An 18,998-nucleotide genomic window follows, 5' to 3' on the forward strand; every position below is an offset into this window, starting at 1 on the left:
TTTTTACTTTTATATTTTTCATCTCTTCTTTGTAATTGATAAACAGCTATACATTATTAAAAAGCGGCTTTAATTCCCATATTAATTACCCTTGCCTGAGGATAATACTGTCCGCTTGAATTAGTTGATTCAGGATCCCAGACTTTAATCTTATCGAGTGTAAATAGGTTAAGTCCATTTGCATAAACCCTAACACTGTTTAAGCCGATTTTTTCTACCCAACCAGTAGGTAATGTATAGCCCAGTTCAACATTTTTAAGCCTGATGTAATTATTACTTCGCAACCAATAGGTATTGTTTAATGCATTGTTGCTATCGGTATAATAGGTAGCCCCCCTGTTTGATAGACGCGGATTTACCGAACTTGGATTATCAATACTCCAGCGGTTCAGATACGACCATTCTAAGAAGTTACCAATATCGCCCGACTCGGTTAAACCAACAATCTGCATCCCGCCTGTAGCTCCTTGAATTAGCACTGATAAATCGAATCCTTTATATTGAAGGTTAAAGTTTACACCGCCCGTAAATGTTGGGGTGCCATTTTTATCCAAACGGATCTTATCATCTGCATTGATTTTACCATCACCATTAATATCCTTGAACTTCATGTCGCCAGGACGCAGGTTATTGGTTAAGGCACTATAATTTAATTTATTGGCACTAATTTCTGCCTGATCTTTAAAAACGCCATCATAATCGTACACTAGCCATGAGTTGGTAACCCTACCCGTTGAACGCTGCCATTCAGGAGCACCGGGGGTTTCATCCCAGAATACGATTTTGTTTTTAGCATACCCTCCATTTACACTCACGCCAAAATTTAAATCGCCAACCTTATCATTGTAGCTTAACTTAAATTCAAAACCTTTGTTATTTACCTTTCCTAAGTTAACAGGCGGCAAACGATCGGTTATACCAGAGCTTTCCGGAACCGAACTACCTCTGCTAATGAGAATATTTGTACGTTTATTATAGAAGTAATCGAACTCAAATGACAATTTATTATTTAGAAACGACGCGTCTAAACCAATGTTGGTATTATTGGCCACTTCCCATCCAAAATCGAAATTAGGCACCTTACCCTCAGACAATGTCTTGGTAACCAAATCATTGAAAATATAGGTCCCAAAATTCATTAAACTAAGGTATTGGTATTCCTGCAGGGCATCGCCAAAATAAGCTTCAGCACCCATCTGACCGTATGAAGCTCTGACTTTTAAATTGTTTATAAAGCTAACATTGTTTTTAAAGAAGTCTTCTTCTGATAAGCGCCAGCCCACTGAAACACCTGGAAAGAAACCAAAACGCCTGTTGGTTGGAAAAATATAAGACCCATCGACACGCCAAAGAAATTCAGCCAGGTATTTTTCTTTATAGTTATAACCAGCTCTTCCGAAATAGCTTAAACGTGCTCTGTTAAAAAGGTTGTTAGGGTCGCCCGAATTATTACCTAACGATTGTTCTCTTTCATCACCTGCTAGTAATTCCTGAACAGAGGTTGAAATAAAGTACCTTCTAAATGCGGTAAAGCCATCGTTTGCCACTTTTTCCCGCGTAACCCCAGCCATTAATCCAATGTTATGATCACCGAATTTCTTATCATAATTGATCATTCCGGTTAAGTTAATGGCCAATTGCCCTCCTGCCGTTTCCCTAAGTCTGGGGTCGGTATATTGAGAACGTACGGTCCCCGCAAGCACAGGTGTTACACCATCAGCTTCGAAGGTTTTCTTATCCCAATCGTAAAGTGTCCAGGGCAATTGCCAGTTTTTTTGTCTGCCTGAATACTTATCAATAGCTGCAGTTCCAGTAACTTTTAAGCCTTCAACACCCGGAATTTTAATTTCAACTTTACCTGTTGTTTGAAAATAATCCCTGATGTCTTTATTGTAGCCTGTTAAATCTGTGGTAGAAACCACCGGATTATAGCCGTATTCGATATCTCTACCTGGCTTTCCATTAGGCCATATGGCTATTTCCGTAGGTCTTCCCCGCATCAGAAACCTGAAAATATCACCGGCCCCAACGGTAGGAAAGTTACGGTTTTCCTCGCGCGCGGTTACGCCCAAAGTTGTAGTAATGTATTTGCTTAATTTGGCTTCGAGGTTAAAACGCATATCGTACTGCTGATAACCAGTAGCAGAATTTTTATAATATCCATCTTGATCCAGATAACCCAGAGAAACCAGATACTTCACATTTTCACTTCCTCCGTTAATTTGAACATTGTGCCTTTGTTGGGGCGACCAGGTTTGAAATACAGTTTTAAACCAATCTGTATTTGGGTAGCGCAATGGATCAGAACCATCACTTAATTTCTGAATCTGACCTGGAGTATAAGCTGCATTAATTGTTTTTCCGCCTGTAGATAAATAAGTGCCATTGGTTTTAAAGCTGTTCCATGCTGCACCCCATTCACCTGGATTAAGATCCGAACCAAAAATATTCAGTTCGTTTAATATCTCTGCATACTGGGTCGAGTTAGCCATTTTTGGTATTCGCGTTGGTTGTTGTAAGCCATAGCTAAAATCGTACGAAAACTGGGGTTTACCCGATTTACCCAGTTTTGTAGTGATGAGGATTACCCCGTTTGCCGCCTGCGAACCATATATAGCTGCTGATGCATCCTTTAAAACCGATACACTTTCTATATCGTTGGGATTAAGCCTTTCAATGCCCCCTGCCCGGTTAGGAATACCATCAATCACAATTAATGCGTTATTATTTCCAAGCGAGTTAATACCGCGAATCCGGATGGTAGAACCATCATAACCCGGTTCACCACTGCCTTGTAAAGCAGTAACACCTGGTAAACGCCCGGCCAGCGAGTTGGTTAAATTTACTGATGAGGATTTGGCCAACTCTGTTCCCTTAACTGCCGCTACTGCTCCAGATACAACGGCTTTCTTTTGAGTACCATAACCCACTACAACTACTTCCGACAGGTTTTGATTGTTTTCTACTAAGCGAATATTAATATTGGTTTGGTTTTTTACCTGAACCTCCTGGTCTATATAACCAACGTATGTAAAAACCAGGGTTGCATCTTCAGGCACTTTGATGCTAAATTTACCGGCACCATCTGTTACCGTAGTGGCCGTTCCACCTTTCAATTTAACACTTACTCCCGGAATTGGCCCCTTACCATCAGTAACCTGCCCCTTCACAATAATATCCTCAAACGGAACCTTATAATAATTTGGTTCTTCTTTGGTTGATAATGTTGCAGCAGATGTGCTTGATAAAGGGGGGAAAACGAGACAACCACCGAACATCAGAAAGATGCTGCTTTTGGTAAAAGCTCTCCATAGACTTTTTTTCATAGATTTTTAGTTTTCGGTTAGATATTTATTGTAATTATTTAATGCATTTAATATATATACTAAATACAATACTAGTGTACATTGATAAATACTGAAACAGATGACTACATAGCCAAAAAAGCTATTACCTAAAAGGCATTAAATATCATCAATCGCAGCAAAAACTATCATTAACCTCATTAAAACCTTTAAAAAACATGCTTATCATGCATAAAAAGGCTTTAAAACAACTGTGTATGGCCTGCCCGGAAGTGGACTTGTCAGTTTGACAGTTTATATTTGGTTAGCCGCAATATAGAAAATATTATGAATTAAGAAACGGGGTAAATTGATATTTATAAGGGATAGATTGGTAAAATTTAATCATCAAAACTACACTGTGTAGATAAAAACATACAAACATCAAAAATGTTGTTTAATATTGCTTTTGGGATTAAAGTATTTAGTGATGCAACCCGTTAAGAAATTAAATTTGAGATAGCGGGATGATAAATCTGTCGAGATTAGCTTATTTTATCAAAAGAGATTCCTCTTTCGAGCTTTTGTAAATGAGCTTTTAAGGCAGTGTGTTCTGGTTTAACCAAATGTGGATCATCTTCAAATAAAGCAATTACTGTATTTCTGGCTTCAGCTAAAATAACCTGGTCTTTAGCTAAATCGGCGAGCTTCAGCTCTAAAACCCCACTTTGTTGCGTTCCGGTAATATCGCCTGGGCCACGTAGCTGTAAATCAATCTCCGAAATTTCGAAACCGTTGTTGGTTCTCACCATAGTTTCTAAACGAACTTTACCTTCTTTGCTCAACTTATTCCCACTCATTAAAATACAGAAAGATTGTTCGGCGCCACGACCAACCCTTCCACGCAACTGGTGGAGCTGAGAAAGACCAAACCTTTCCGAATTTTCGATCACCATAACAGAAGCGTTAGGTACATTTACGCCCACTTCTATTACTGTTGTGGCTACCATTATCTGACTTTTACCAGCTATAAACTGCTGCATTTCGAACTGTTTATCAGCGTTTGGCATTTGTCCATGCACTATACTCATCTGGTAGTCTGGTCGCGGAAACTGATAACTCAGCTGCTCTACACCAGCTTCTAAATGTAAAAGATCTAATTTTTCACTTTCCTTAATTAAGGGATAAACAATATAAACCTGACGGCCTTTAGCGATTTCCTGCTTCATAAATCCAAACATCCTGAGGCGTTGTCCCTCAAAAAGATGTTTTGTTTCAATAGGCTTTCTGCCTGCAGGCAGTTCATCAATAACAGAAACGTCCAGGTCTCCATATAAAGTCATAGCCAGGGTTCTGGGAATGGGTGTTGCTGTCATTACCAGAATATGCGGAGGAATAACATTTTTGCGCCAAAGCTTAGCACGCTGTTCTACACCGAAGCGGTGTTGCTCATCTATTACTACCAGACCAAGATTTTTAAACTGCACTTTATCTTCGATCAGCGCGTGTGTACCAATCAAAATATCGATTTCTCCACTTTCCAGCTGCTCATGCAAAATAGTACGCTCTTTCTTTTTGGTATTTCCGGTAAGAATAGCCACTTTCACTAAATCATCAGTAACCAATTCAGTTATCGAAGCATAATGCTGGCGAGCCAAAATCTCGGTCGGAGCCATCATACAAGCCTGATAGCCGTTATCATTAGCCAAAAGCATACTCATTAGCGCCACAGCGGTTTTACCGCTTCCTACATCGCCCTGTACAAGGCGGTTCATCTGCACGCCACGCTGGGTATCAATCCTGATTTCTTTAACCACTCGCTTTTGCGCATTGGTAAGCTCGAAGGGTAAAAACTCCTTGTAAAAACGGTTCACTTTATCTCCAACCTTATCAAAAGCCACCCCTTTAAATTTTAACTGCCGAAGCTGTTTGTTATGTAAAAGCTGAAGTTGAATAAAGAATAGCTCTTCAAATTTCAAACGTCTTTCTGCAGCACTCAGATCCTTTTGATTCTTTGGAAAATGAATATTCAGTAATGCCAGTCTTTTATCCGGCAGCTGGTATTTATCGATTATATATGCAGGTAAATTTTCGGTCACCTGCTGAATTACCTGATCAAGCAACCCTGCAATTAAGCGCTGAATACCTTTAGAATCGAGATTGAACTTTTTTAGCTTTTCAGTCGAATTATAAACAGGTTGCAAGGTTAAATTTCCTCTGCCAACAGGCTTATTCTGATACAGCTCCATTTCGGGATGAGAAATGCTAAAGGTACCATTAAAGGATGTTGGCTTACCAAATGCCACGTAAGCCGTACCCACTTGAATGTTATCGTCAACCCATTTTAAACTCTGAAACCATACCAGTTCCATTATTCCTGTTTCATCTTTAAAAATAGCTACAATCCGCTTTGATCTTTTATCGCCAATTACCTTTTTACCAATTATCCGTCCAATGATCTGAATATATTGAGAATCGATATTGATTTGATTGATCTTAAAATACTTGGTACGATCGATATACCGAAAGGGATAATGCGCCAGCATATCCTGAAAAGTAAAAAGACCTAAATCTTTTTTCAAAACATCGGCACGACTAGGCCCTACGCCTTTTATAAATTCAACAGGAGTATCTAGGATCGAATTAAACAAAATAATTATTGTTTCTTATAAACTATATTTTTTAGCAATTGCGCATTAAAAATAACGATAGACAATAGTAAAAGCAAATAAGCAAAAAGCTGATGACTATCTATTTGTTCTTTGAAATAGAAAAATGCCACTGCAAAAGCAACAATAGGATTAAGATAAATTAAAATGCCCAAGGCCGATGAGGGCATCCCCAACAGGGCATAAGAATTTAAAAATAAAGGGATAATGGTAAATACGATGGCAATTAAAAAGATATGTGACCAAAAAATGGTTTCGATTGGAAACAGATCTGAATTAACCAAATACATAGGCAGCATCATAAAGCCCGACAGAATTAATTGTACACCAAGAAAATTAAATTTATCAATTCCCTTAATTACTTTTAAAACAATTACGTAAACAGCATAAAATGAAGCAATCAGAATGGCCCAAAGCACCTCTTGTAAAGAACCTGTTGCCAAAAGCAGAATACTGATTAGCGCGACGATTAGTGCAATGATTTTTTCTCTGCTTAATTGCTCTTTTAAGATAATAAAGCCACAGAGGGCAGTTAGCAATGGGCAAACCATATAAGCAAAAGCAGCGGCCTTTAAACTCACACCATTTACTGCATAAATATAGGTAAACCAATTCCCAGTAATTAGAAAAGCTGATAAGACGGTCAGCAGTATCAGTTTGGTTTTATTAGACGAATTCAGAGATTTAAAAAAAGTATAATCCTTTTTAAGGCTTGCTCTTCTAAACAACAAAATTGTTGACCAAACCATTAATATGGAAACAAATATCCGGTAATATAAAATTTCTTGTGGCGGAAAGCCTTTTATGTTACGCAAAGGAATTGACATTGTTCCCCAGATAATGTAAGGAACAATGCCAGCAATAAAATATTTGCTTCTAGCTGCAGCCAAAATTATCCTACAATGGCAATCACAGAAATTTCTACGTTTACATTTTTAGGTAATACAGAAACCTGAACAGTCTCGCGAGCCGGAAAATCGGCAGTGAAATATTGACCATAAACTTCATTAACCCGTGCAAAGGTACCCATATCGCTTAAAAAGATTGTCGACTTTACCACATGATCAAAGTTTAATCCAGCTTCAAGTAGCACAGCCTTAAGGTTACGCATTACCTGATGTGTTTCTTCTTCGATATTGCCAATATTTAATTCTCCACTTTCAGGGTTAATAGCTACCTGACCAGATACGAATAAAAAGTTACCGGCTTGTACAGCCTGACTATATGGCCCAATCGGAGCTGGAGCATTTGTTGTTTTAATAATTTGTTTCATAAGTGTTTTTTAAGATTACTTAGCAAGCCACTGAATCAGCTTGTAAATGATACCTGCGAGAAAAATAGATATGGCCAGTGCATTGATAAAATGCATAATCCTGATATTGATATTGGTTGGCCTGTTGGGATCCTTTTTTCGAAAGAAATACATAATACAAACTTAGCGAAAAAGCTTAACACAGAAAACTAAACGGCACAAAAAAAGTCCCGATTTGCATCGGGACTTTTTTTAAAAAATTTTATATTGAAATACTAGTTTCTAGCAGTTTCAACACGACGGTTTTGGATACGACCTTCTTCAGTATCGTTAGAAGCAATTGGATTAGCTTCGCCATTACCTTTAGTAGCAACTTGACTAGCGTTAACGCCAGAGTTTACTAAGTAAGTTTTAACAGAGTTAGCTCTGTCTTTAGATAATTTCAAGTTATATGCAGCAGTACCTTCGCTTGAAGCGTAACCGTTTACAGTTACTTTACCACCGTTTTCACGTAACACTGAAGATAATTTATCTAAAGTAGGGTAAGACTCAGTTTTTAAAACTGAAGAGTTGAAATCGAAAGCGATTTTTTCGAAACCAGTTACGTTAGATGTAGCAGTTTCAACTGGAGCTGGTTTTGGAAGAGGACAACCTGAACCATCAACAGCAGTACCAGCAGGAGTACCTGGACATTTATCGAATTGATCAGCAACACCGTCACCGTCAGTATCTTTTTTCAAATCTTCAACAGATTTCTCAACAGCAGAAACACGGTTTTTCAATGCTTCAACTTCTTGACGTAAAGTTGGATCTTTTAACTCATCATACATAGTAGCTAATGGGTTAGTCCACTCTAAACTTGGTTTAGCAGAAGAACCTAAAGAGAATTCTAAACCAGCATAACCGTAAGAGAATTTATCTTTAGACTGACCTTTTGCATAAATTCCATCCACGTTATCAGCGTCAACAAAGTTCATAGTGTAACCTAAGTTAAAGTTAACACGCTCAGAAACCTTGAATTTAACACCAGCACCAACTGGAATATAGAAACCTTTTACGTAGTCTTTAGCATCATGTTTGTCATCAGCAGGACCAGTAGCTTTACCTTTCCAGTCGATTACACCTGAAGCCGTGGTTACCTTAGGAGCATAAGCCATCATACCAGCACCAGCTGTTAAGAAGAAACCTACAGAGTTTTCACGACGTAAGAAATCGATAGAACCTAAGTTTACAACACCACGTAAATCTACTGCATATTGTAATTGAGTTTCGAATTCTTTAACTGTTGAAGTAATACCATCGTTGTTACCAGAAAGTTTACCACGAGTTCCGTTTAATTCTAAACCGAAAGAGTGACCTAATTGTTTACGGATGTTTAAACCGTAACCTAAGTTAGCATCCCATTTGTTGAAGTCATCTGAACCACCGATAGCTACAACTGGCATTAAAACACCACCGTGTACACCGATAGACCAAGTTCTGTACTGACCTCTACCGCCAAATACCTTGACAGCAGAAGAGGTTGCAGGAGCATCCTGAGCGACAGCAAGAGAAGCAACTCCTGTTAATGCCACTAAAGAAAGCGCAACACTTTTCTTTAAAGTAGAATAATTCATAATCTTTTTCTTTTTTAAGGGTTAAACAATTTAATTGATTAATTTTTTAGTAATCGCAAAATTAAACAAAATTTTAAATTTTCAAACTTTTATACAAACTCCGTTCCAAACTTCACAGTCATTGATCATTTTCTTACATTTGGCCGTTACCCATATAAAAATACCATTTTCATGAAATATCCTACTATTGATCAGTCATTATTTATTTTAAATAGAAAAAATTTCAATAAACACCTAAAAAACAATTCATTAGCAATATTCAATGCAAGTGATGAGTTTCCAAGAAGTGGCGATCAGAACTTTGTTTTTAAGCAAAATCCCGATTTATTTTATTTATCCGGAATTGACCAGGAACAAACGATATTATTATTATATCCCGATTGTCCTAATCCTTTGTACAGGGAAGTCCTGTTTTTAAGACAGACTAACGATTATATTAAAGTTTGGGAAGGTTATAAGTACACCAAAGAGCAAGCAAAGGCCGCTTCGGGTATTGAAACAATATATTGGCTGGAAGATTTTGACAACATTTTACACAGTATTGTTAACTACGCCGAACATATTTATTTAAATACAAATGAAAACGACCGGTATTCTCACGAAGTTCCATACCGCGATATCCGTTTTATCGAAAAAATGAGGGCAAAATATCCATTGCATCATTACGAACGTTCAGCACCCATTATGCGGGATTTACGTGCGGTTAAATCGGATGTTGAGGTAGAATTAACCAAAAAAGCCTGCGCCATAACCCGCGATGCTTTTATTAGGGTACTGAAATTTACCAAGCCTGGGGTAAAAGAATATGAGATCGAGGCAGAGATTATTCACGAATTTATCCGTCAGGGCGGAACCGGACATGCATACACACCGATTATCGCGTCAGGGCACAATGCAAACATTCTGCACTACAACGATAACAATCAGGAATGCAAAGATGGCGATGTAATTCTTTTTGATTTTGGGGCAGAATATGCTAATTACAATGCAGATATGAGCCGTTCGATACCGGTAAATGGAAAATTTACGCCAAGGCAAAAGGATGTTTACAATGCAGTGCACCATGTAATGAAAGAATCTATTAAATTAATTGGTGAAGGTGTATTGTGGAATACCTACCACGAACAGGTTGGAGAGATTATGACAGAGCAATTGGTTAATCTTGGTTTGATTTCGTTGGAAGACGTGAAAAAACAAAGCCGTGCCTATCCGGTGTATAAAAAATATTTTATGCATGGCACATCGCATCATTTGGGAATAGATGTACACGATTTTGCAGGGAGATACACGCCGTTTGCCATTGGTAACATCTTAACCGTTGAACCTGGTATTTATATTCCCGAGGAAGGATTGGGTATCCGCTTAGAAAACAACATCCTGATTACAGCAAATGGTAATGTAGATTTAATGGCCGATATCCCATTAGAGGCAGGAGAGATAGAAGATATTATGAACAGTTAATTCAGTTAGCGATTTACAGTGCTCAGCTAACCGGTTTAAACAAAAAACCAGTTAAGCTCTGTCAAAGCTATCCGCAAAGCGATAAATATTAAAGTCATCATTTTTTAAAGCTGCCTGAATTTTTTCTCGCAGCTTTTTTTTATCAATATCAATCATTCTTTTATGCTGAATAAGTTTCCATGCTTTTTCGGCAAAAAGGAATGCCTTACGGTTATGATCTGTTTTTGGGGATTTGGCAATCCAGGCACACAATTCATCAATCCCTGAGTTTTTATCGGCAATTGTCTTTAAAATCGGGATCGTCTTTACCCCTTGATGAACGATTTTCTTCAAATTATTGGTAAAGGTATCAGCGCCATCTCTATCAGCCTTATTGATTACAAAACAATCCGCAATCTCCATTAGTCCCGATTTGATGTTCTGAATTTCATCTCCAGATTCAGGTACCAGCACAACAATTGTTTTATCGGCAAGGCCTGCTATTTCCACCTCCGATTGCCCAACACCAACCGTTTCAACAATAATCAGGTCAAATTTAGCTGATTTTAAAACATCGACCATTTCGATTGTTTTTGCAGAAATTCCACCCAGCGCTCCCCGTGTAGCCAACGATCGGATGTATACATTTGGATTGTTAAACTGACTGGCCATACGAATCCTGTCTCCTAGTAGAGATCCAAAATTAAATGGCGAAGTAGGATCTATCGCTAAAATCGCAATACGTTTACCTTCAGCTACAAAATGATTGGTTATCACATTTACCAGGGTACTTTTACCCGCTCCGGGAGGCCCGGTAATACCCAAAACAGTTGTATTGGCCTTACAATCCAAATCCCTTAAAATCGAACTGGCCGGGTTAATATTATTTTCAACAAGCGTTAACGCCCTTGCCAAAGCCCTGTAGTTACCTGCCTTTACTTCACTTAAAATGGATAGGTGCGTATTCATCAATAAAACTATCTTTGTACAAATAAACAAAAATTATCAGCTACAAAGCACCACCACGAATGAAAGTTACCGGTTTTACCTTTTTAAGAAATGCAATTGTAAACGATTATCCCGCAAAAGAAGCCATACTTTCAGTGTTACCCTTGTGTGATGATTTTATCGTGGCATTGGGCAATTCCTCTGATGAAACTGCTGAAATGGTTAAAAGTATCGATCCTAAAATTAGGACCATTGATACGGTTTGGGATGACAGCATACGGGAAGGTGGACGCGTTTTTGCCGACGAAACCAATAAAGCCCTGGCCGAAATAAGTGCCGATACCGATTGGATGATCTACATTCAGGGGGATGAGGCAATACACGAAGATTATCTCCCTTTGATTAAAAAAGAAATGGAGCAGGAACTCAATAATCCAAATGTTGAAGCCCTCCTTTTAAAATATAAACACTTCTACGCTTCTTATGATTATTTGGCAGAATCGAGGCGTTGGTACAGAAGAGAAGTTAGGATTATCAAAAACCTATCAGGAGTAAGTTCTTATCGCGATGCTCAGGGCTTCAGGATTAATGAAAGAAAGCTAAAGGTTAAATTAATTGATGCTTACATCTATCATTATGGTTGGGTAAAACCACCAAAGGGTTTACAGGGCAAGGTGCGTAACTTCAATCAATTTTATCAAACACCAGAGTGGATAGAGGAAAATTATCCTGTTCAGGATACCTACGACATGCACAATGCCGATCGTTTAGTGCATTTTAAGGGTAGCCATCCAAAAGTAATGCAGGCCAGAATTGCTGCCGCAAACTGGAAGTTTGACAAAGATTTAACCAAAGAAACCCCGAAAATGAATTTCCGCAGAAGGGTTTTACAAAAAATTGAAGACTTAACCGGCTTGCGCTTATTTGAATACCGAAACTATAAAATTGTAAAGTAGATGCAGAAAAGCGTTTCCATCGTAATACCAAACTATAATGGCAGGCATCTGCTCGAAAAGTACCTCCCTTCGGTTTTTGCCGCTGCCGAAAATGCAAATACCGAATTTGAGGTCATTGTTATCGACGATGGTTCTAAAGATGATAGCATATTATTTATCAAAGCAAATTACCAGCATGTAAAACTGCTTATTAACGATCGGAATAGAGGTTTTTCTTTTACCTGTAACCACGGCATCAGCGAAGCTAAATACGAATTGATTTTGCTTTTAAACTCTGATGTTAAACTTACACCAAACTACTTTGAACATCAATGGAAGTATTTTAACAAGCCCGATACTTTTGGGGTCATGGCTCGCATTATGAGCTTTGATGAAACCAGAATAGAAGATGCTGCCCGTTTATTGTACTATAGCGGTTGCCGAATAAAAGCAAATAAGTTTTATTATAGCGAAAATGCTGCAGATGAAGAGGTTTATACTGCTTATCTTTCGGGGGCGAATGCTTTAGTAGATGCAACGAAATTAAAAGAGCTTGGTGGTTTTGACGAAATTTACTCCCCATTCTCTTCAGAAGATTTTGATTTAAGCCTACGTGCATGGCAATTGGGTTGGAAATGTTATTACGAGCACCGGTCTTCATGTTTCCATCACGTAAGCGGTAGCACAAAAACGCAGATCAAATCCAATTTTATCAAAAAAATCTACTACCGCAACCGTTACATCCTGCAGGGAATCCATCTGCACGGATTAAGAAAAGCTTTATACCCATTGCAACAGGCTTTTACCGAATTGATTCCTAAGCTGCTTACTGGCAAAACCTGGGTATTGGAAAGCTATAAAGATTATTTAGCCCATAAAGATCTTATTAATGATAGTAAAGCACATTTAGAAGCCCTAAAACATAAATACAATTCTAACCTAAATGTTTCGGATGTGATGGCCATTATCAATCAATCTGTTAACCATAAAAAAATTAAACGATTGTAATTTTAGTGACCGCTTTCCCCAAAAACGACAAGGTTGATTTGAAAACCGTACCTTTACCAAGTTTTAATTAGATTTTTTGGGCTTGTTTTATAACATATTCCATCTTACATATTCCATTTTAAATAAAAATGAAAACATATTTTCGTTTATTATCTTTTGCTAAACCCATAGAAAAATTTGCAATACCTTACGTTATTGCAACATTGCTTTCGATTTTATTTGGCACCTTAAATCTGGCCTTACTATCTCCGCTTTTCGAAACACTTCTGAACAACAAGAATAAAGAATGTAAAACAGAATCTTTAACTGAAAAGGCAGCTTCTTCTTTTGACATATTGGCCCAGTTTAGGAAATTTGTAAATGATTCAATAAATATACATGGTCCCGAAAAAACACTTGGATATGTATGTATTGTAATTATTATTTCGGTACTACTTTCTAACCTATTTAAATATTTTTCTCAAAGGTATATGGAGGATCTAAGAGTCCATACCCTTCTGAACCTCCGCAAAACAGTATTCAACAATGTAATGAATATGCATGTTGGTTTTTTTAACAATGAACGAAAAGGCGATATTATATCAAAGGTTGCTTCTGACGTACAGGTTGTACAATTTACGGTTACTAATACACTTCAGGTAGTATTTAAAGAACCTGTAACCTTAATTGTTTATGTTGTTCTACTATTTAACATCTCTGCCAAACTTACTTTTTTCTCCTTACTGGTAATACCTGTATCAGCCTTTATCATCAGTAAAATTGTTAAACGCCTAAAACAACAGGCTAAAGAATCTCATGAGTCTTTCGCAAAAATGATTGGCTTTCTGGACGAAGCACTTAGTGGTATCAAGATTATAAAAGCTTTTAATTCTACCGAAAGGATTAAAGACAAGTTTAATCAGGAAAACATTTATTACTCCAATTTAACCCGCAAAATGACAAGAAGGCAACAACTTGGCTCTCCTGTTTCTGAATTTTTGGGTGTATTAATGGTTGCAACTATTGTTTGGTATGGAGGATCACTCATAATAAACAATCAAAGTGATGCCCTTGCTGCTACAGACTTTATAGCCTATATCGCTATTTTTTCACAAGTGATGAGACCTGCTAAAGCATTAACTGATTCATTTAGCGGTATCCATTCAGGTATTGCCGCAGGCGAACGTGTTTTAGATCTAATCGACACCAAACCGTTGCTGGTTAACTCACCGGAAGCAAAAGCACTTGAAGACTTTAACCATGCCATAAAGTTTAAAGATGTATCTTTCAGTTATGGAGAAAAACAGATTCTGAACAACATTAACTTCGATATCGAAAAGGGAAAAACCATAGCTTTGGTGGGCCCATCGGGTGGTGGAAAAAGTACTTTAATGGATCTTCTTCCCCGTTTCCATGATCCAAAATCGGGTAGCATCAAAATTGATGGACATGATTACAAAGATCTTACGGCTGAAAGCATCAGGGCACAAATGGGAACCGTTAACCAGGAATCTTTCCTTTTTAACGATACCATTTTTAACAACATTGCATTTGCCAATCCCAATGCAACTATGGAAGAAGTAGTTGCTGCAGCAAAAATTGCCAATGCGCACGATTTTATCGAAAATACAGAAAATGGTTATCAATCTTTTGTTGGCGACAGGGGCAATAGACTTTCTGGCGGGCAAAGACAACGTGTTTGTATTGCGAGAGCCGTATTGGCAAACCCCCCAATTATGCTATTGGATGAGGCTACATCTGCATTGGATACCGAATCAGAAAAACTGGTTCAGGAAGCCCTCAATAATTTAATGAAAAACCGTACCTCGATTGTAATTGCGCATCGCTTAAGTACCATACAGCACGCCGATAAAATTATTGTGATAGATAAAGGTAGCGTTGTAGAAACCGGAAGTCACAGCGAATTAATGGCTACCAATGGTTTATACAAACGTTTAATCGATATGCAGGCTTTTACTGATTAATTTATGGGTACAGCTTTAAATTTAGCCAGATCAATTTCCACCCCTGTTTACGAATATGAATATTCGATATGCACTCTAGTAACCAGAAAATCAGAATATACAGAAATGCTTGATTCATTTCTTCAGAAAGGGTTTGATGAAAAAAGCTGTGAGTATCTGTTTATCGATAATACAGAAGGATCCGGATTTGAAGCTTTTAAGGGATTAAATCAATTTCTACAGCAGGCAAAGGGAAAATACATCATCTTGTGCCATCAGGACATTATCATACACGATCACGACAGGAAACATTTATCCGAACGGATCCTCGAGATCGAACAAAACGATCCCAATTGGGCTATATTGGCCAATGCCGGGGGCATAAACCTTAAGTGGATTGCCACAAACATCACGCAGGGATCCGGTAAAGTAATTAAGGAACCTAAACTGCCCTTAAAAACAAAAACAGTTGACGAGAATTTCATGGTCGTTAAAAACAGCGCTAACCTTGCACTTTCGCATAACTTATCTGGTTTTCACATGTATGGCCCTGATTTATGTCTAATTGCCGATGTTTTGGGTTTTAACGCTTATGTAATCGATTTTAACATCATACATAAAAGCAACGGTAATCCCGATGAATCCTTCCGTAGATTGAGAAAGGCATTTATCAAAAAGTACAACCACGCTTTTAGGGGCCGTTTCATGACAACAACCATTACACGTTACTATTTATCGGGTAATTGGTTTACGGCCTGGTTTTACAATTTACAACCTATAAAATTTTTCGTCAGGCAATATTATAAAGCTTTTAAGCCAAAGAAATTATATGTACTAGAGGTTAAAAAAGATGCTTAAAATAAAGAAAGATTCTACCATATACATTTTCTGCGCACCGAATTTTGCAACCGGTGGCCCAGAAGCCTTACATCAATTGGCACATCAGCTTATAAAAATGGGCATGAACGCCAAAATGTACTATTTCCCGCTTGTAAAGCCTAAGGCAGATCCGGTCCATCCATTTTATAAAGGCTATAACGTACCTTATGTTACAACGCTAGAAAACTCGACATCCAATTTCCTGATCTTACCCGAAACTTCTCCTGAAATCATTTTTAAAAAGGAGTTTAGCAATATTAAAAAGATAATTTGGTGGTTAAGTGTAACTAACTATTACAAAATGTTAGCACCTGTTATCAGACGAACCAGGCGAAAACCAATCTACTGGATCAGAAAAATATATAATCCTATTGAGTTTGCAACATTAACCAAAATAAAGGAAATGAGTATTGCGAATATTGGCCATTCTTATTTTTCGATGGATCATTTAGTTAAAGCCGGAATAAAGCCAATTGGCCAAATATCCGATTATATGAACCACCAGTTCTTTATGCGGGTAGATAATCAGATCACGAAAGAAGATATCATTATTTACAATCCGGTAAAAAACGGGGAATATTTACAGAAGATTATTGCCAAAACCCCTACCCTTAACTGGGTTGCATTAAAAGGATTAACTCCCGAAAAAGTAGCTGATAGGATGAATAGGGCCAAACTTTATGTAGATTTTGGTTATCACCCAGGCAAAGAAAGAATGCCAAGGGAGGCCTGTATTATGCGTTGCTGTATGATTATCGGTAAAGAAGGCTCGGCCGCTTTTGATCAGGACATGCCAATCCTTGAAAAATACCGTTTTGATAAAACAGACGATAATATCGATGCAATCATAGAAACGATAAATACCTGCTTAAACAACTACGACGAAGAAATTAAGAACTTTATTCCCTACCGTGAAGCCCTTTACCGTGAAGAACAGGAATTTGAAGCAGCGGTAAAAACAGTTTTTGTAAATGCTTAAATCTTTTTCTGCCGATGCAACCTCTAATTTCGATAGCGCTATGCACATACAACGGAGCTAAATACCTGCATCAGCAGTTAACAAGCATCTTAAACCAAACCTATAAAAACATTGAGGTTATTATAGTCGATGACAGTTCTACGGATGACACCATAGATATTGTAAAAACCTTTGAAAAATCTTACCCTCAAATCAAATTATATCAAAACAAGCAAAATCTCGGTTTTAACAAGAATTTTGAAAAAGCAATAACACTAACCACTGGCGATTACATTGCAATCAGTGACCAGGATGATATATGGGAATTAAATAAACTGGAACTCTTGCTTAACCACATTGGCGAAAACTGGCTCATTTTTTCTAATTCGGTATTTGTAGATGAAAATAATAATGATTTAAATAAAACCCTGCTTCAGCAAACTTCTGAACTTGGTAAGAGAGATTTCAGGAGTTTACTTTTTTATAACTTTGTTACTGGTCATACTGTCCTTTTTAAACGCATCTTTATTACCTATATATTACCAATTCCTAATGAAGGTTACTACGATTGGTGGATGGGCTTCATTGCTCTTTACCATCAAAAAATAGCCTATTTAAATAGCAATTTAACACGGCACAGAATTCACAGCAGTTCTGTAATGAATAAAGAGGAACAGGCTAATTCCAGTAAACAAAATGAGGCTCGTTTTTTGGAAAAAACAAAAAACCTTGAAATTTTAAAAGATTACGCGAACCTTAGTACAGAAGATAAACATCTTATTACTGAATTATATAATAGCTTTACAAAAAAGAGCAGATACAATACGTTTCTGATCACTCAAATGATCAGAAATTATCCATATTATTTCCCCGATTTAAAAAAGAGAAATCTTATCAGCCGATTTAATTTCGCTTTAAAAATGGGATATTAACATCAACAGTTTATGCAAAATTCTACCAGCAAAAATAACCTGAAGGCCATAGCCCTTTACCTGCCACAATTCCATCCTTTTAAGGAAAACGACGAATGGTGGGGAAAAGGTTTTACAGAATGGACAAATGTTACCAAATCGAAACCAAAATTTAAAGGACATTATCAGCCCCATTTGCCAACTGATTTAGGCTTTTATGATCTTAGATTATTGGACACCATGATTGAGCAGGCGGTCCTCGCAGAAGCTTATGGCGTTTATGGTTTCTGTTTTTACCACTACTGGTTTAATGGAAAACTTTTAATGGAAAACCCATTGGAACAAATGTTAAAATCTAAAAAACCTGATTTCCCTTTTTGTTTATGTTGGGCGAATGAAAACTGGACCAGACGGTGGGATGGGTTGGAGGCAGATGTTTTAATTAAGCAGGAATATGACTTAAAAGACGACCTTGAACATATCCAATACCTAATGCCATTTTTTAAGGATGAGAGATATATCAAAATTGATGGTAAGCCTGTTTATCTGATGTATCGGTCAGAACTTCATCCAAATATCAACGAGGCCGTAAAAATATGGCGCGAGGAAGCAAAAAAAGCTGGTTTTGAAGACCTCTATCTGATCAGGGTAGAAAATTTCAAGAGAGATTTCGATCCTAAAGGCCATGATTTTGATGCCAGTATGGAATTTGCCCCAGATTTTTCAATCCCTTTACAGAAATACAGTAAAAAAGAACCGATTAATCATTTTTTCAGGAAGCTACTTCATAAAACCGCTATAAAAGAGAATGGACTGCTTGCCAATAAAGTATTCGACTATGAAGAAATGGTTGATAAAATGGAAAAAAAAGCACCCAAACCGTATAAATACTTCCGTTCAGTTTTTCCGAGCTGGGATAATTCGGCAAGAAGGGCCAAAGATGCAACCGTTTTTGTAAACTCAAGCCCTGAGAAATTTCAGGAATGGGTTACAAAAACAGCCCAATATACCAATGAACATTTTAACGGAGAAGAGCGCTTATTTTTTGTAAACGCCTGGAATGAATGGGCAGAAGGCTGCCACTTAGAGCCCGATCAGCAATATGGTCACCGTTATTTACAGGCGTTAAAAAACGGACTGGAATCAGCATAATCC

Annotated in this window: 15 protein-coding genes; 8 read left to right on the forward strand and 7 right to left on the reverse strand. The window is 37.6% G+C overall.

Going from position 1 to position 18,998, the window contains the following annotated elements; genetic code table 11:
• Positions 1–56: 56 nt before the first annotated feature.
• From DBR40_RS02140 to DBR40_RS02160, 6 genes are all read right to left on the reverse strand, one after another.
• A complete protein-coding gene (locus DBR40_RS02140; RefSeq protein ID WP_199748256.1) occupies positions 57–3,326 on the reverse strand; it encodes a SusC/RagA family TonB-linked outer membrane protein in 3,270 nt (1,089 codons plus the stop codon).
• A 503-nt stretch (positions 3,327–3,829) separates the two neighbouring features.
• The gene (gene recG / locus DBR40_RS02145; protein ID WP_124558155.1) at positions 3,830–5,935 is read right to left on the reverse strand and encodes an ATP-dependent DNA helicase RecG; all 2,106 of its coding nucleotides are present in this window, start codon (positions 5,933–5,935) and stop codon (positions 3,830–3,832) included.
• A 5-nt stretch (positions 5,936–5,940) separates the two neighbouring features.
• Complete coding sequence (locus tag DBR40_RS02150) at positions 5,941–6,843, reverse strand: EamA family transporter (RefSeq protein ID WP_124558156.1); 903 nt, start codon at positions 6,841–6,843, stop codon at positions 5,941–5,943.
• Between the two features lie 2 nt (positions 6,844–6,845).
• Positions 6,846–7,226 carry a RidA family protein gene (locus DBR40_RS02155; RefSeq protein ID WP_124558157.1) on the reverse strand — a complete coding sequence of 127 codons (381 nt, stop codon included), beginning with the start codon at positions 7,224–7,226 and terminating at the stop codon, positions 6,846–6,848.
• Positions 7,227–7,241: 15 nt separating this feature from the next.
• Entirely contained in the window at positions 7,242–7,379 is a 138-nt protein-coding gene (locus tag DBR40_RS27175; protein ID WP_317125513.1) for a DUF6728 family protein, read from the reverse strand.
• Between the two features lie 101 nt (positions 7,380–7,480).
• Positions 7,481–8,821, reverse strand: coding sequence for an OmpA family protein (locus DBR40_RS02160; RefSeq protein WP_124558158.1), 1,341 nt, complete (start codon positions 8,819–8,821; stop codon positions 7,481–7,483).
• 171 nt (positions 8,822–8,992) lie between these two features.
• Between DBR40_RS02160 and DBR40_RS02165 the strand changes: the two genes are divergently transcribed.
• A complete protein-coding gene (locus DBR40_RS02165) occupies positions 8,993–10,282 on the forward strand; it encodes an aminopeptidase P family protein (RefSeq protein ID WP_124558159.1) in 1,290 nt (429 codons plus the stop codon).
• A 51-nt stretch (positions 10,283–10,333) separates the two neighbouring features.
• On the opposite strand, the gene meaB is transcribed toward DBR40_RS02165, so the two are convergent.
• On the reverse strand, positions 10,334–11,230 hold the full coding sequence (meaB, locus tag DBR40_RS02170; protein WP_124558160.1) for a methylmalonyl Co-A mutase-associated GTPase MeaB: 897 nt from the start codon (positions 11,228–11,230) through the stop codon (positions 10,334–10,336).
• A gap of 59 nt (positions 11,231–11,289) precedes the next feature.
• Between meaB and DBR40_RS02175 the strand changes: the two genes are divergently transcribed.
• From DBR40_RS02175 to DBR40_RS02205, 7 genes are all read left to right on the forward strand, one after another.
• Entirely contained in the window at positions 11,290–12,165 is an 876-nt protein-coding gene (locus DBR40_RS02175) for a glycosyltransferase family 2 protein (protein ID WP_124558161.1), read from the forward strand.
• Positions 12,166–13,152: a glycosyltransferase family 2 protein gene (locus DBR40_RS02180; RefSeq protein WP_124558162.1), complete on the forward strand. Its 987-nt coding sequence runs from the start codon at positions 12,166–12,168 to the stop codon at positions 13,150–13,152.
• A gap of 128 nt (positions 13,153–13,280) precedes the next feature.
• Positions 13,281–15,116: an ABC transporter ATP-binding protein gene (locus tag DBR40_RS02185; protein ID WP_124558163.1), complete on the forward strand. Its 1,836-nt coding sequence runs from the start codon at positions 13,281–13,283 to the stop codon at positions 15,114–15,116.
• A 105-nt stretch (positions 15,117–15,221) separates the two neighbouring features.
• On the forward strand, positions 15,222–15,953 hold the full coding sequence (locus tag DBR40_RS02190) for a hypothetical protein (RefSeq protein ID WP_124558164.1): 732 nt from the start codon (positions 15,222–15,224) through the stop codon (positions 15,951–15,953).
• A complete protein-coding gene (locus DBR40_RS02195; RefSeq protein ID WP_124558165.1) occupies positions 15,946–16,953 on the forward strand; it encodes a hypothetical protein in 1,008 nt (335 codons plus the stop codon). The genes DBR40_RS02190 and DBR40_RS02195 overlap by 8 nt, the downstream gene beginning before the upstream one ends.
• Positions 16,954–16,967: 14 nt before the next feature.
• Complete coding sequence (locus DBR40_RS02200; RefSeq protein ID WP_124558166.1) at positions 16,968–17,864, forward strand: glycosyltransferase; 897 nt, start codon at positions 16,968–16,970, stop codon at positions 17,862–17,864.
• Positions 17,865–17,876: 12 nt separating this feature from the next.
• A complete protein-coding gene (locus DBR40_RS02205) occupies positions 17,877–18,995 on the forward strand; it encodes a glycoside hydrolase family 99-like domain-containing protein (RefSeq protein WP_124558167.1) in 1,119 nt (372 codons plus the stop codon).
• Positions 18,996–18,998 lie beyond the last annotated feature (3 nt).

Source organism: Pedobacter sp. KBW01 (assembly GCF_003852395.1).
Classification (GTDB): domain Bacteria; phylum Bacteroidota; class Bacteroidia; order Sphingobacteriales; family Sphingobacteriaceae; genus Pedobacter.

Coding starts and splice junctions, on each gene's coding strand:
- DBR40_RS02140 (WP_199748256.1), bottom strand. CDS start 3,326: ATGAAAAAAAGTCTATGGAGAGCTTTTACCAAAAGCAGCATCTTTCTG.
- DBR40_RS02155 (WP_124558157.1), bottom strand. CDS start 7,226: ATGAAACAAATTATTAAAACAACAAATGCTCCAGCTCCGATTGGGCCA.
- DBR40_RS27175 (WP_317125513.1), bottom strand. CDS start 7,379: ATGTATTTCTTTCGAAAAAAGGATCCCAACAGGCCAACCAATATCAAT.
- DBR40_RS02160 (WP_124558158.1), bottom strand. CDS start 8,821: ATGAATTATTCTACTTTAAAGAAAAGTGTTGCGCTTTCTTTAGTGGCA.
- DBR40_RS02165 (WP_124558159.1), top strand. CDS start 8,993: ATGAAATATCCTACTATTGATCAGTCATTATTTATTTTAAATAGAAAA.
- meaB (WP_124558160.1), bottom strand. CDS start 11,230: ATGAATACGCACCTATCCATTTTAAGTGAAGTAAAGGCAGGTAACTAC.
- DBR40_RS02175 (WP_124558161.1), top strand. CDS start 11,290: ATGAAAGTTACCGGTTTTACCTTTTTAAGAAATGCAATTGTAAACGAT.
- DBR40_RS02180 (WP_124558162.1), top strand. CDS start 12,166: ATGCAGAAAAGCGTTTCCATCGTAATACCAAACTATAATGGCAGGCAT.
- DBR40_RS02185 (WP_124558163.1), top strand. CDS start 13,281: ATGAAAACATATTTTCGTTTATTATCTTTTGCTAAACCCATAGAAAAA.
- DBR40_RS02190 (WP_124558164.1), top strand. CDS start 15,222: ATGCTTGATTCATTTCTTCAGAAAGGGTTTGATGAAAAAAGCTGTGAG.
- DBR40_RS02195 (WP_124558165.1), top strand. CDS start 15,946: ATGCTTAAAATAAAGAAAGATTCTACCATATACATTTTCTGCGCACCG.
- DBR40_RS02200 (WP_124558166.1), top strand. CDS start 16,968: ATGCAACCTCTAATTTCGATAGCGCTATGCACATACAACGGAGCTAAA.
- DBR40_RS02205 (WP_124558167.1), top strand. CDS start 17,877: ATGCAAAATTCTACCAGCAAAAATAACCTGAAGGCCATAGCCCTTTAC.